Source organism: Pseudoalteromonas sp. 68 DY56-GL68 (assembly GCF_041414825.1).
GTDB lineage: Bacteria > Pseudomonadota > Gammaproteobacteria > Enterobacterales > Alteromonadaceae > Pseudoalteromonas.
In genome coordinates this window covers 263462-277453 of sequence record NZ_JAOCZL010000022.1, presented here as the reverse complement: position 1 = coordinate 277453, position 13992 = coordinate 263462, and the positions used below count along the sequence as shown (strand labels likewise).

The following is a 13992-nucleotide window of genomic DNA, read 5'->3' as shown; positions in this document are numbered from 1 at the left end:
AATTATGACGTTTGTAACAATACTGTCATCTTGGTGAAATATAATCCGCCCAACGTTAAGATTTAAGGGTGTTTTGATGACTTCCAATCCGAGTAAACCGACCTTTCATACGGATAGAAGCCGTCTATTTAAAGACAGGTTTGCCAAATGGGGTATTTCCGCAGGTGGTGTAATGGTGCTGATAGCACTGTTACTTATTTTCTTTTACCTTCTTTATGTTGTTCAGCCTATTTTTGAGTCAGCAAAAGTGGAAACACGTAACAGTGTGAAGCTAACGAATGCGTCTCAAGTTGTAGGGTTGGGCATGGAGGAGCAAACCGAAGTTGCTTTCTTATTAGGTGAAACAGGTAATGTGGACTTTTATAATATTGAAAAAGACCACTTTGGTAAGAAGATCACCACTCTTAATACAGAATTACCAAGCGATGTGAGCAGTTTTGCAAGCTCAGCACCGTTTCAAGGTCAATACGCTTATGGTCTTGAAAATGGCTCTGTGGTTGTCGTAGCGCCAAAGTTTTTAGTCACGTTTCCGAATAATCAGCGCCAGTTAACACCGCGTTTAGATTATCCTTTAGGTGACATTGCCCTTGAGGTTGATGATCAGGGTGCGGCGATTACTAAATTTGCATTTAGCCACTATGAAGATAAAACCGCGGTTGTTGCTTTAACAGCAGACAAGCGCGTTTTATTTAGCAGCTTTGTGGGTGAAGAAAATATGTTCACAGGCGAAGTTGAGTGGGTTGTTGAGCGTACTGAGCTTGATATTGAAGGACGTGTTGATGAGCTATTAATCTCACCTGATACAACGCGTACATTCGTTCGCTCTGCAAATCAAATTTATGTTTACGATACGCGTTATCCTTCAGAGGTTGAGCAAATCCAATTGCTTGCTGCAAATGAAGAGAACGCAAATCTTGTTTCAACTCAGCTATTAGCTGGTGCTAACTCGTTAATGCTTGCTAATGATAATGGCGAAGTCTCACAGTGGTTTGAAGTAAATACAGAAGATGGCCGTGAATTTAAAAAGATTCGTGCTTTTGAAACCAGTAAACAGTCTAAGTTAAATATTTTTACTGAATTTTATCGTCGTACTTTCTTCACTGCAGGTGCTAACGGTGAGTTAGGTATTTATTACACCACAAGTGATGCAAAACTGTGGCAAGGTAAAGTAAGTGACGGCCCAATTCAAAACTTTGCAATTGCACCACGCTCAAATGCTGCGCTTATTTTAGCGGATGATGCATTAAAAGTTGTAGAAATCCACAATGAACACCCTGAGGTGACTTGGTCTGCACTATGGCAAGAAGTATGGTACGAAGGCTACCCAGAGCCAGGTTATATTTGGCAGTCAACCTCTGCAAGTGATGACTTTGAGTCTAAGTTCTCATTGGTACCCATTTCATTTGGTACGATTAAGGCAGCGTTATATGCCATGCTATTTGCCGTGCCAATTGCACTTTCTGCGGCAATTTACACAGCCTACTTTATGTCGAGCGAACTACGTAAAGTGGTTAAGCCGACGGTTGAAATCATGGAAGCACTACCAACGGTAATTCTTGGTTTCTTAGCCGGTCTTTGGTTGGCACCATTAATTGAAGAGCACTTACCAGCGATTATCGGTTTATTAATTCTTTTACCATTAGGGATTTTATTAACTGCTTTTGGTTGGAATAAGTTACCGAACTCAATTCGTCATCGCATACCAGAAGGTTCACACTCTATTTTATTGATTCCAGTGGTGTTATTCATTGGCTGGTTATCATTTGCTATGAGCGGCACAATTGAACTTTGGATGTTTGATGGTAATGTGCGTCAATTTCTGACTAACGAATTAGGTATGACATTCGACCAACGAAATTCACTTGTTGTGGGGATCGCAATGGGCTTTGCTGTCATTCCGACTATTTTCTCTATTGCTGAAGATGCCGTATTCAGTGTGCCTAAGCACTTATCAAATGGCTCTTTAGCGCTTGGGGCTACGCAATGGCAAACTCTTGTTCGTGTTGTGTTATTGACAGCCAGCCCTGGTATTTTCTCGGCGGTGATGATGGGACTTGGTCGTGCGGTAGGCGAGACCATGATTGTACTGATGGCTACAGGTAATACACCAATTATGGATTGGAGTATTTTCCAAGGGATGAGAACCCTTGCAGCGAACATAGCAGTAGAAATGCCAGAATCTGAGGTAGGTAGTTCGCACTATCGAATTCTATTCTTAGCAGCGTTTGTATTATTCATATTCACATTTATTTTCAACACAGTGGCTGAGTTTGTACGTCAGCAACTGCGTGATAAATATAGTTCAATGTAGGTGGAGAGACACGACATGGTAAAGCAGTGGTTTAAGTCTGGTTCTCCTTGGATTTGGATGACCGGCGGTGCGGTTAGCATCAGTTTAATCTCGGTTCTTGGCTTATTAGCCATGATTGCTTGGAAAGGTTTAAGCTTTTTCTGGCCATCAGAAGTTGTGCAGCTTGAGTTACAGGGTTCTGTAGCCAAGCAAACGGTAATTGGTGAAATTTATGACCGTGAACTTGTTCCAAAATCTCGTATTGAAGCGACGGGCGTTGATTTATCTCATTACGAAAAAGACGAGTTAGAGCGATTATTAATTAAAACCGGTAACCGTGAGTACGTTGATCTGGATTTCCGTTGGGTATTGGAAACGGATATTCAATCGCGTACTGCACCTGCTGCATTAGCGGTATTTGAACGCAGTAAAAATGGTAATTTTTACGGTTATGTAGAGCAGGTTTTTAAAGATGGTGAAGTGATTACTGAAAATAAAGTTGAAGTACTTTATGAGCTTGTGGAGCGTGCAGTTGAGTTAAATGACCAAGCACTGGATCTACAAAATGGCGACATTGGTCACATTAACTATGAACTTGAGCGTTTACGTTTAAAAGAAAAAGCATACCAGCTTGATAATGAACTTACCGATGAGCGTGTCGCTGAGCTTGCACAAGCACGTGCTGAACTTCGTGCTGAGTATTCAGAACTTGAAAAGCAATTATTTGCACTACGTAAAGAAGCAAAGCGTGATCAGGTTACAGTTAAAGACATGCGTGGTGAAGTGGTGACTTTACCTCTTTATCAGGTGCTTGATGTATGGTTCCCGAATGACATGGGTTTCTTTGCTAAGCTTGGTCATTACTTTGCGCAACTAGGTAAGTTTGTATCAGATGACCCACGTGAAGCGAACACGGAAGGGGGGGTATTCCCTGCCATTTTCGGTACTGTTTTTATGGTACTATTAATGGCTGTTATTGTGACACCATTTGGCGTTGTTGCTGCAATTTATTTACACGAATACGCTGCGAAAAATGCAGTAACTAAGATGATCCGTATCGCGGTAATCAACCTTGCGGGTGTACCATCAATTGTTTACGGTGTATTTGGTCTAGGCTTCTTCGTATACATGTTAGGTGGCAGTATTGACCAACTATTTTACCCAGAATCATCGCCAAGCCCTGTATTTGGTACACCGGGTGTAATTTGGTCTGCATTAACCTTAGCGATTTTAACGTTACCTGTTGTTATTGTCTCAACAGAAGAAGGTTTATCACGTATTCCTAGTACAGTACGACATGGCTCATTGGCTCTTGGCGCAACTAAAGCAGAGACGCTTTGGCGTATCATCATTCCAATGGCAAGCCCTGCGATTATGACAGGTTTAATCTTAGCGGTTGCACGTGCGGCCGGCGAAGTAGCACCACTCATGCTGGTAGGTGTTGTGAAGATGGCACCAACATTACCACTTGACGGTAACTTCCCATATGTACATTTAGATAGAAAATTTATGCACTTAGGTTTCCACATTTATGATGTTGGTTTCCAAAGCCCTAACGTAGAAGCGGCACGTCCGCTGGTATATGCGACGGCATTCTTACTGGTATCAGTAATTATCGCCCTGAATATCACTGCGATTGGTATTCGTAACCATTTACGCGAAAAGTTTAGAGCTCTTGAGCATTAATACAGAATTTTTATAGGTAGACAGAAATGATTACAGTTGCACCACAGGTAAACCAAGCAAAAAGCGCGGCAAAACTCGATTTAGATAATCTAACGGCTGAACAAAAAGCATTAGAGATTAAAAACTTAGATCTATACTACGGTGATAAGCAAGCGCTAAGTGGCGTAAATATGAATATTCCGAAAGGTCAAGTAACCGCGTTTATCGGGCCATCAGGTTGTGGTAAATCAACACTTTTACGTTGTATCAATCGAATGAATGATTTGGTTGATAGCTGTCGTATCGAAGGCGAAATTTTGCTTCAAGGCCATAATATCTATGACAAAAACGTCGATGTTGCAGCGCTTCGTAGAAATGTCGGAATGGTTTTCCAACGTCCGAATCCATTTCCAAAATCAATCTACGAAAATGTTGTTTATGGCCTACGCTTACAAGGTATCAAAGAAAAGCGTAAATTAGACGAAGTGGTTGAACAGTCTTTGCGCGGTGCAGCGTTGTGGGACGAAGTGAAAGACCGCTTACACGATAGTGCATTTGGTTTGTCTGGTGGTCAGCAACAACGTCTAGTTATTGCTCGCTCAATCGCTATTGAACCTGAAGTACTTCTTCTGGATGAGCCAACGTCAGCACTTGATCCAATTTCGACGTTAGTGATCGAAGAGCTAATTAATGATTTAAAGAGCAAGTTTACCGTTGTTATTGTTACTCATAACATGCAACAAGCTGCACGTGTATCTGATCAGACAGCGTTTATGTACATGGGTGAGCTGATTGAGTATTCAGATACCAACACGTTATTCACGACGCCAACTAAGAAGAAAACTGAAGACTACATCACTGGCCGTTACGGCTAGCAACTGCCTAGCTTAGTGAACGTCAACGAATTTATAGAGGTAGACAATGGAACATAACATTAATAAACACATTTCAGGTCGCTTTAATCAAGAGCTTGAGAATGTGCGCAACCATGTTTTAAACATGGGTGGTCTAGTTGAGCAGCAACTAAATAGCGCATTAGATGCAGTAAGCAATGGTGATGCAGAACTTGCGCAAAAAGTGCGTGAAAATGACTATAAAGTTAATGCGATGGAAGTGAACATTGATGAAGAGTGCACGCGTATTATTGCTCGTCGTCAGCCAGCTGCCAGTGATTTACGTTTAGTCATTGCCATAGCCAAAACCATTGCTGATTTAGAGCGTATTGGTGATGAAGCTGAACGGATTGCAAAAGTTGCTTTAGATTCATTCACTAAAGACCAGCAAGACTTATTAGTAAATATTGAAAATATGGGTCGTCTAGTATCAAAAATGCTTCACGATGTACTTGATGCATTTGCTCGTATGGATGTGCAATGTGCGTTTGAAGTGCACAAAGAAGACGCCAAAGTTGACCGTGAATATGAAGCTATTACACGTCAAATTATGACATATATGATGGAAGACCCACGCTCAATCCCAAAAATTATGGATTTAGTATGGTCTGTACGTTCTTTAGAGCGTATTGGTGACCGTTGTCAAAACATTGCTGAATACATTATCTATTTTGTTAACGGCAAAGATATTCGTCATACATCTCAAGAGGATATAGAAAAGTCGCTGTAAATTATCTGCTACTTTTCAATATTTAACCGAGCGGCCCAGTGGCCGCTTTGTCTATTATTGGTTATGTAAGGCAGAAAAAGCGTTCACAATCGAACACAATGCTGTAAAATTCGAACCTGCCAAAGCATACTAATTTATTAAAGGGTCAGTTATGCCTACAAATGCATTTTTAGGGGTATTTGCTAAATCTCCTATTAAGCCTATGGAAGATCACATTAAGAAAGTACATCAAGCAAGTAAGGCCTTGATCCCTTTCTTTAATCACGTTTTTAAAGAAGAGTGGAAAGAAGCGGAAGAAATCCGTCTAAACATTCGTAATTTAGAGCGTGAAGCGGATGACATGAAACGTGATATTCGCCTTCAACTACCGCGTGGCTTATTTATGCCAGTCGAGCGTACCGATTTACTTGAACTTGTTACTCAACAAGACAAAATAGCGAATAAAGCGAAAGATATTGCAGGGCGTGTTGTTGGTCGAGAAATGACTATTCCTGCTGAAATTCAAGAAGATTTCCTTGCTTATGTTGTTCGCTGTGTTGATGCAACTAAACAGGCATCAAAAGCAATTAATGAGCTAGATGAGCTATTAGAAACGGGCTTTAAAGGTCGTGAAGTTACTTTAGTTGAAAAAATGCTCGTTGAGTTGGACGCAATTGAACAAGACACGGATGACATGCAAATTAAAATACGCCGTCAATTGCGCGCCGTCGAAAATGAACTTAACCCTATTGATGCAATGTTCTTATACAAGATCATTGAATGGGTTGGCGACTTAGCTGATATTGCTGAGCGCGTAGGTTCTCGTCTTGAGCTGATGTTAGCTCGATAATTTAAAATCAGTTCAAATACGAAAAATTAAAGGTTTCACACAATGGATATCATTGCAAATTACGGCACGTTTTTAGTTTTAATTGCCGCAGCAGTCGGTTTCTTCATGGCTTATGGTATTGGCGCGAATGATGTAGCTAATGCGATGGGTACATCAGTAGGTTCAAAAGCACTTACTATTAAACAAGCAATCATCATTGCCATGGTGTTTGAATTCGCAGGTGCTTATCTTGCCGGTGGTGAGGTAACTTCTACCATTCGTAAAGGTATTATCGACGCGGCACCATTTGCAGACATACCTGAGCTTATGATTCTTGGTATGATCGCCGCATTATTTGCTGCTGGTAGCTGGTTATTGATTGCCTCTTTCCTTGGCTGGCCAGTATCGACTACTCACTCAATTATCGGTGCTATTATAGGCTTTGCGCTTGTTGCGGTAGGTAGCGAAGCAATTCAGTGGAATAAGGTAATGGGCATTGTAGGTAGTTGGATTGTCACGCCTGCAATTTCAGGCTTTATTGCTTACCTCATTTTCATGAGTGCGCAAAAGCTCATCTTTGATACCGATGCACCACTTAAAAATGCCAAGCGTTATGTGCCTGTATACATGGGTCTTGCGGGCTTCATTATGTCACTTGTTACAATCAAGAAAGGCTTGAAGCATATTGGTATTAACTTAGGTGCCGTTGAAGGCTATGCGCTTTCAATCGCCATTGCGGTCGTGGTTGGTATTATCGGTAAGTTTGCGATTTCGCGTCTTAAAATCGACCCTAAAGCTGACAAGAAAATGCAGTTCAACAACGTTGAGAAAGTGTTCGCAGTACTGATGGTACTAACAGCATGTTGTATGGCATTCGCACATGGTTCAAACGACGTTGCTAACGCGATTGGTCCACTTGCTGCTGTTGTTAATATTGTGGAGCACAATGGTGAAATCGCGAAGAAAGCGGCTATCGCATGGTGGATTTTACCGTTAGGCGGCTTAGGTATCGTTGCTGGTCTTGCTATTTTGGGTAAGAAAGTAATTAAAACAATTGGTGAAGGTATCACTCACTTAACACCAAGCCGTGGTTTTGCTGCTGAACTAGCTGCTGCTTCTACAGTTGTTATCGCTTCAGGTACGGGTTTACCTATCTCGACGACACAAACACTGGTTGGTGCGGTATTAGGTGTTGGTATGGCACGTGGTATTGCGGCACTTAACATGGGTGTTGTAAGAAACATTGTAGTTTCTTGGGTAATTACATTGCCAGTTGGCGCAGCCCTTGCTATTGTTATTTTCTACGTACTGAGAACTGCCTTTGGGGTATAAAAAAGTACTAACAGACTTTTAGCTTGAAAAGATCTCAATGCCCTAGGTATTGGGGTCTTTTTATTTGCAGGTAGTAAAAAAGAGTATGAATAACTTACCAAGTATTAAACAACTACAGTATTTACTAGCAGTCCATCAATATCAGCATTTTGGTCGTGCTGCGAGCGCGTGTTTTATTGGCCAATCTACATTAAGTAGTGCTATTCAAAATCTAGAGGAAACTCTGGGTTGTCAGTTGATTGAGCGAGAAAATCGCAGCTTAATGTTCACGGCAATCGGTGAAGAGGTCGTCGAGAAAGCACGTAAAATCATTGATGATACTTTAAGTTTAAAAGAGCTAACGAAAAGCTTCCTCACCCCCTTAAGTGGCACGTTGACATTAGGGGTTATTCCTACCATTGCCAGTTTTATTGCAGCGCCTTTGTATCATTTCTGCAAGCAAACCTTTACCGAGTTAGAGTTAATTTTGGTTGAGGATACCAGCGATAAATTACTTGATAAGTTAGAGCATGGGCAAATTGATATGGCACTGCTCGCATTGCCGTACGATACTGAAAAATTTCACACCCAAGTGCTTGCCAAAGATCACTTCAGCTTAGTGCACCATAAAGATTACACGCCAGCTAATGGTGTCGAAGATTTTAACTTACTACCCGATGCCAGTGTCTTTTTATTAGAACGTGAGCATTGTATGACAGGCCATGCATTAAGTGCTTGCCATTTAAATCGCTCAAGCTGCATTAACCCGTTTGAGGCAGCAAGCTTACACACTTTACTGAGTATGGTAGAGCATCAACTTGGTGTTACCTTCTTACCACAAATGGCGATCAATGCGGGCATTTTAGATAAGAAAGAGATGGTCGCAACACCTTCACAAGCTGATGCCTATCGTGACATAGGTATTGTGTGGCGAAAAACCACTGGGCGTATTAGGGACTTCAGACTATTTAGTCAACAGTTGGAGTTGTTTCTTAATAAGCAATGTAGCTTAGACGGTCAATGTGACGAGTAATAAAGAACCCCAAATAAAAAACCCCAAATAAAAATTTGGGGTTTTTTATTATTTAAACAAACTATTTTTTTCCTTCCCTCGACTAACATAATAACAAAACCATTAAAGGCAGATCAGATGACGAGGCTAGTGTGTTTTTTCAATCACTTGAAACATTAATTGCCAAGGCGCAACAGGGCAATAAACGAGCGTGGTTGAAATTAGTCAAACAACACGAAACACAGGTATATAACTATTGCCTACGGATGTTAAGCCATCCTGATGATGCAATGGACTTGATGCAAGAAGTATTTATTTCTGTGTATAAGAGCTTACCGAGCTTTCGTGGTGAATCGAGTTTCAATACTTGGCTTTATCAAATCGTTCACCGGCGTAGTGTTGAATATTATCGCCGCCGTAAACTGCATCAAAGCTTGGATGGTGTACCAGAAGAAAGTTGTGAGCATAGCGAATTAGAGACTAATCAATTGCAATACCAGCAGCATCATGAACTCAAAGAGATGATGAACAATTTACCCTGGGAGCAACGTTTGGTTGTGGAGTTAAAATTTTTTCAGCACTGTACATTCGAAGAGATAGCTGAGCAATTAGGTATTTCGACCAATACCGCTAAATCAAGACTATACAGTGCATTGGGCAAGTTAAAAGTGCATTTGGAGGCCGTAGATGGCTAATTTAGATTCATTATTTACCGCATGGTTAGAAGGTGAAAGCCTGACAGACGAACAAATTGAATTGTTACAAGCCAATGCTGAGTATGCATTAATGATGAACAATGCAAGTAAGTGGCAACAGCAAAGCCAAGAGTATGAAACAGTACCCGTTCCTCACTGGGACAGAGAATCAAGCATGCCAAAAGTACAAAAATCGCATCTGTTTTTTGGTTCAGGGATGTGGGCGATGGCTGCCTCAATTGCATTATGTGCTTGGCTATTTATGAGCAATCCGCAACAAGGAAATCAGCAGTTACTTGAACAAGTGGCAAAGCAAACGAATTTGTTAGAGTCGCAGCAAAAGCAAATTGATCAGTTACAAAATATTTTAACGGCGCAAAACCAAGTACAGCAGCAACATATGTATCAACTAGCCAAAGAAGCAATCAAAACAGGGCGAATAGAGCGCCAAGAAGATATTGCCAGCGTGCTTGCGTATATCAAAACGCAGCGTGCTCAAGACCAAGCATATTTGCGTATGCAGTTGAATGATTTAGCAGAGCAAGTGGACGGCAGGCCATTGCCAACCGTTGCCAACAATGTGGAGTATTAAAATGTCAAAGAACATGATAACCAGTGCAGTGCTATTGTTATGTGGTATAGCAGTCAACCCTGTGTCTGCCCAAAGTACTGAAGAGTTAGATCGAATCCAGCGTGAAGTCGGGATCATGGAAAAAATCCTAACAGCGGCTTTAAAGCAGGATACAGATAACAAAGTCAGAAATGTCTCAGCAAGTTATTTACAGCACCAAGGTGTGGTATTTAGCTTTGACGTGCGAAGCCATTCTCGCTGGTCAAGTGTATTCGCATCCGTGCCCGATGCACCACTTCCACCGCTGCCTGACATTGACTTTGAAGAGATCAGCGAAATTGAAGTATTAGGTGAACATGTACAAGTTATTAGCGATGCCGTTGTTGTTAAAACGCAAGAAGCCTATCAACACGCGATGGAGGTGATGCGTGAAAGCGCAGAGCGTGTGCGCGAAGTCGCAGAGCAAGAGCGTGATGTTAGTCGAGAAATTCGTGATCTTGAGCGTGAAAAACGTGACCTTGAGTTTGATCGCCGCCACGATAAAGATGCCAAAGAACAAGAGCTTGAACAGCGCAAAAAAGAGCTGCAAGCATCAATTAAGGAGCTTGAAAAACAGCAGCAAAAGTTGTCTTTACAGCAACAAGCAATGCGTAAAGAGTTAGCGGAAAAAAAACAAGCACGTATTACAGAGCAAAAACAGCAGTTGGCAGAGCTTACACAGCGGGTGGATAAAAGCTTGTCACTGACTTTATGTGATTACGGTAGTGGATTAAGAACCCTGCCGAATGATGAACATGTTAGTTTTATTATTCGTGGTATTAGCGAAAATAAGGGCGAGAAAATTAAAGTGTTTAAAAAATCAGACATTAAAAAATGTGTGGTGGGTGATATTAAAGCAGATGCCTTACTTAATCGCGCAACTCAGTATGAGTTTTAAAGTGGTAAAAACCTTACTAACAAAAAGCAGCCTATAGTGGCTGCTTTTCATCCATTGTAAAAGGTTTTAAGTTAGGTAAGAAGAGTAAGTAAACCCATACAACCAGATTAAAGTAGGGCACTAGCCCTAAGCTTGTGAATACTTTAACTGGGTACCCCTTAAAAGTTGCATTACGGTAACATTGATAAGCTATCCCTAGGTTAATGATCAGCAACAAAACGATTAATTGTGTCATCACTTTCTCCTTTATACCGATAATACATGAACTTAACGATGTTAAGTTATTTTCAGTATGTATAATCTAATAATTAATGTCATGTTTTTTGGGTTGTATCACCATAAAAGCATGACATTTGTGTTGGTGTGAATTAATTATAGATGAGTATTATCAGGATGAAAGTTAAAAAACCAATAAAATTGTTTAAAAATGTATCAATTTTAGGTGCGCGTTTGCTAGCTAGTTGTTAGCTAAAAAGTTTATCCGTAGATATTCTTTCAAGCTCGCTATTAATTTTTTCAACAGGTACAGGACGGGCAATAAAGTAACCTTGCCCGTAATCGATGCCTATTTCTTTTAGTGCTAAAAATATTTCTTTATTTTCAACATATTCAGCAACTGAGCGCTTATCTAGAGAGCGGCTAATATCATTAATTGCTTTCACTAACGCTAAATCGATGGGGTCGTTGAGCATGTCACGTACAAATGATCCATCAATCTTAACATGCTGTGCGGGTAGCTGTTTAAGGTAGTTAAAGGTACTAAAACCTGTACCAAAATCATCAATAGAGAAATGACAGCCTAAACTATTAAGGCGTTCTATCATTGCTCTGGTTGCGGCTAGATTATTAATACTGGCTGATTCAGTGATTTCAAAAATAATACGCGTTGGCTCAACGTTGTATTCTGCTAAGCTTGATTCGATATGTGGTAATAAGCGCTCATCTAAAAATGATTGCGCCGATAAGTTAATGGCGATTTGATTCAGCTCAGGGTACTCGGCAACACTTTTAATTGCATTTTTAATAACGCACTGATCCATCAAATACGTATCATTAAGTAGTTCTAATGCTGGAATGAATTGATTAGGGTAAACCAGTTCATCATTCAGCTTTAAACGTAATAAGGTCTCAAAATAGGCTACATGGCTACGTTTAAAGTCCCATATTGGCTGATAATGAAGCTCAATTGAATCATGCTGCAGTGCTTGGCGAATACTATGTCCCCACTCTAAACCCGCTTGCAAGTTATTATGACTGCTGTCTTCTTTTGAGTAGCAATGCACTAAATTTCGGCCTAGGCTTTTTGCTACATAAAGTGCAATATCAGCTTGTTTAAGGCACTCGCTTGGGTCGTTGTTTTGTGCAGTAATCTGCGTCAGACCAATTGAACAGCTAATTGAGTAAACATGTCCTTCAGAATGGAATTGATGCTTTTCAATCGCCATACAAATACTTTCTGCGACTAAGTGAGCATCGAGCAGGGTCGTATTTTTCAATATAACTGCAAATTCATCACCGCCAATACGGCACACTAAGTGCTCTTCGCTAATATTGGCTGTAAATAACTGAGCCACTTCTTTTAAAACAATATCACCTTGCTGATGACCTTTACTGTCATTGATAATTTTAAAGTGATCTAGGTCGATGTATATCAGTGCATGCTCTACATCGTTATTGGTATATTTAGCTTGGCAAATACGTTGTAATTGCTGGTCAAAGTAGTAACGGTTATGCAGCTCAGTTAAGGTATCATGAAGGGCTAAGTGGCGTAATTGTAACTCAGCTTGTTTGCGTTCATGAATATTATCTATCGTCGCCGTGATGGTGGCTGAGTTGCGGCTATTTTTGATCAGTTGCATACGGCACTCAACCCAAATAGCATTGCCATTTTTATGCTTAAGTTGTATTTCAACTTGCTGCTGTTGTGCGCCGCCATGCAAAATGCTTTGTACCGTATCTTGTAATTTGTGTTGGCACTCAGGTAGGCAAAAGTCAGCAAGCGACTTCGCTAAACTTGATTTTATACCGTAGCCAGTCAGGCTTTCCCATGCCGGGTTTATAAAGCGAATATGGCCTTGTTGATCAAACTCAAGCACAACAGTATTAAGGTGAAGCAAAATACGTTGGTGAGCTGAAAACAGTTCTTTATAACGGCTTTGGCTTTGACTTAATTGCTCCACTTTTTGAGCAAACTCAGCATAACTCACCATAAAGTCTTCACGTCGCGCTGCATGATCACACACTTTACTCAATAAAGACTGATCATAAGGCGCACGAATAAAATCAGTAACGCCAGAAAGTAACAACTGCTCCGCGTAATCCGCATCATTGTTATCAATGATGGTGACGATCGCCTGTTTTGGATTATGCTGCAAAATTTCACTAATTAACGTGCCAGCAGGATCAGACTGAGACTGAGTTGCATCAATCAACACAATTGCAAACTTTTGCTGTAAGTAAGTAGCAAGTGCTGTTTTTGTCGATGTTGTATGCGTTACTGCAAAGCTCAACTTAAGTTGCTCAGTAATGCTGTGCGCTTTGCTGTTATCAGTTTCGAGAAGTAATAAATTAAGCCGACTACTTTTTTCTAAATGAGTTGAAAGCACATTCGCTAACACTTGTGGCAGCATATCTTGGCGTTCAAATGGTAATACAGCATCAATACCGTAACTGCGAGCTGTGGTCTCAGCAATACGCTCACAATAAATCGGCGGCGTAAGTAAAATGGGGGTATTTTTCGGTGTTTTTAATAGCCCAGAGCGGATCATGCGAGAGAAGCGCCAACCGTCTATTTTTCCGACTTCAAGGCCTGTAATTATAATATCCACAGGGTGAGTTTTGAGGATTTTTAACGCGTCTTGAGAGTCATTTACTTCAATAAACGAAAAGACGTTAAGTTTATTGAGTGTTGACTTAATTGTCTCACGTTCTGCAACGCTAGCGTTTAAAATTAGCAGTTTCAACTGCTTTGCCATGGCGCTACTACCTCTTAACTTAACCCATGTTTAATGAATAAGTTAGAATAATGACATTTTGTCTAATCTACAAGCAAACTTTACCTAAAATGGCTAATAAGCCTG

General features: G+C 40.7%; 12 protein-coding genes. 10 read left to right on the top strand and 2 right to left on the bottom strand.

The features are described from left to right. The first annotated feature begins 76 nt into the window (after positions 1 to 76). The 10 genes from NYF15_RS18425 to NYF15_RS18380 all read left to right on the top strand — a co-directional run bounded on the left by NYF15_RS18425 (position 77) and on the right by NYF15_RS18380 (position 10912). A complete protein-coding gene (locus NYF15_RS18425) occupies positions 77 to 2311 on the top strand; it encodes an ABC transporter permease subunit (protein ID WP_130151574.1) in 2235 nt (744 codons plus the stop codon). A gap of 15 nt (positions 2312 to 2326) precedes the next feature. Continuing rightward, positions 2327 to 3976: a phosphate ABC transporter permease PstA gene (pstA, locus tag NYF15_RS18420; protein WP_130151575.1), complete on the top strand. Its 1650-nt coding sequence runs from the start codon at positions 2327 to 2329 to the stop codon at positions 3974 to 3976. Positions 3977 to 4002: 26 nt separating this feature from the next. Then, positions 4003 to 4830: a phosphate ABC transporter ATP-binding protein PstB gene (pstB, locus tag NYF15_RS18415; protein WP_062567218.1), complete on the top strand. Its 828-nt coding sequence runs from the start codon at positions 4003 to 4005 to the stop codon at positions 4828 to 4830. A gap of 46 nt (positions 4831 to 4876) precedes the next feature. Further along, complete coding sequence (phoU, locus tag NYF15_RS18410) at positions 4877 to 5578, top strand: phosphate signaling complex protein PhoU (RefSeq protein ID WP_062567219.1); 702 nt, start codon at positions 4877 to 4879, stop codon at positions 5576 to 5578. Positions 5579 to 5729: 151 nt separating this feature from the next. Next, the gene (locus tag NYF15_RS18405; RefSeq protein WP_130151576.1) at positions 5730 to 6407 is read left to right on the top strand and encodes a TIGR00153 family protein; all 678 of its coding nucleotides are present in this window, start codon (positions 5730 to 5732) and stop codon (positions 6405 to 6407) included. Between the two features lie 42 nt (positions 6408 to 6449). Then, on the top strand, positions 6450 to 7718 hold the full coding sequence (locus tag NYF15_RS18400; protein ID WP_130151577.1) for an inorganic phosphate transporter: 1269 nt from the start codon (positions 6450 to 6452) through the stop codon (positions 7716 to 7718). A gap of 85 nt (positions 7719 to 7803) precedes the next feature. Next, entirely contained in the window at positions 7804 to 8730 is a 927-nt protein-coding gene (locus NYF15_RS18395; RefSeq protein ID WP_371354334.1) for a hydrogen peroxide-inducible genes activator, read from the top strand. A 131-nt stretch (positions 8731 to 8861) separates the two neighbouring features. Beyond that, positions 8862 to 9404 carry an RNA polymerase sigma factor gene (locus NYF15_RS18390; protein ID WP_062567223.1) on the top strand — a complete coding sequence of 181 codons (543 nt, stop codon included), beginning with the start codon at positions 8862 to 8864 and terminating at the stop codon, positions 9402 to 9404. Continuing rightward, a complete protein-coding gene (locus NYF15_RS18385; protein ID WP_130151579.1) occupies positions 9397 to 9996 on the top strand; it encodes a hypothetical protein in 600 nt (199 codons plus the stop codon). The genes NYF15_RS18390 and NYF15_RS18385 overlap by 8 nt, the downstream gene beginning before the upstream one ends. A 1-nt stretch (position 9997) precedes the next feature. Then, on the top strand, positions 9998 to 10912 hold the full coding sequence (locus tag NYF15_RS18380) for a hypothetical protein (protein WP_371354333.1): 915 nt from the start codon (positions 9998 to 10000) through the stop codon (positions 10910 to 10912). Between the two features lie 31 nt (positions 10913 to 10943). Here the strand turns inward: NYF15_RS18380 and NYF15_RS18375 are convergent, their stop codons facing one another. Together NYF15_RS18375 and NYF15_RS18370 are read right to left on the bottom strand one after the other, a co-directional pair. After that, positions 10944 to 11147, bottom strand: a complete 204-nt coding sequence (locus NYF15_RS18375; RefSeq protein WP_062567226.1) for a hypothetical protein — start codon at positions 11145 to 11147, stop codon at positions 10944 to 10946. A 229-nt stretch (positions 11148 to 11376) separates the two neighbouring features. Next, positions 11377 to 13887 (bottom strand): EAL domain-containing protein, encoded by a 2511-nt coding sequence (locus tag NYF15_RS18370; protein WP_130151581.1) that lies wholly within the window; start codon positions 13885 to 13887, stop codon positions 11377 to 11379. Positions 13888 to 13992 lie beyond the last annotated feature (105 nt).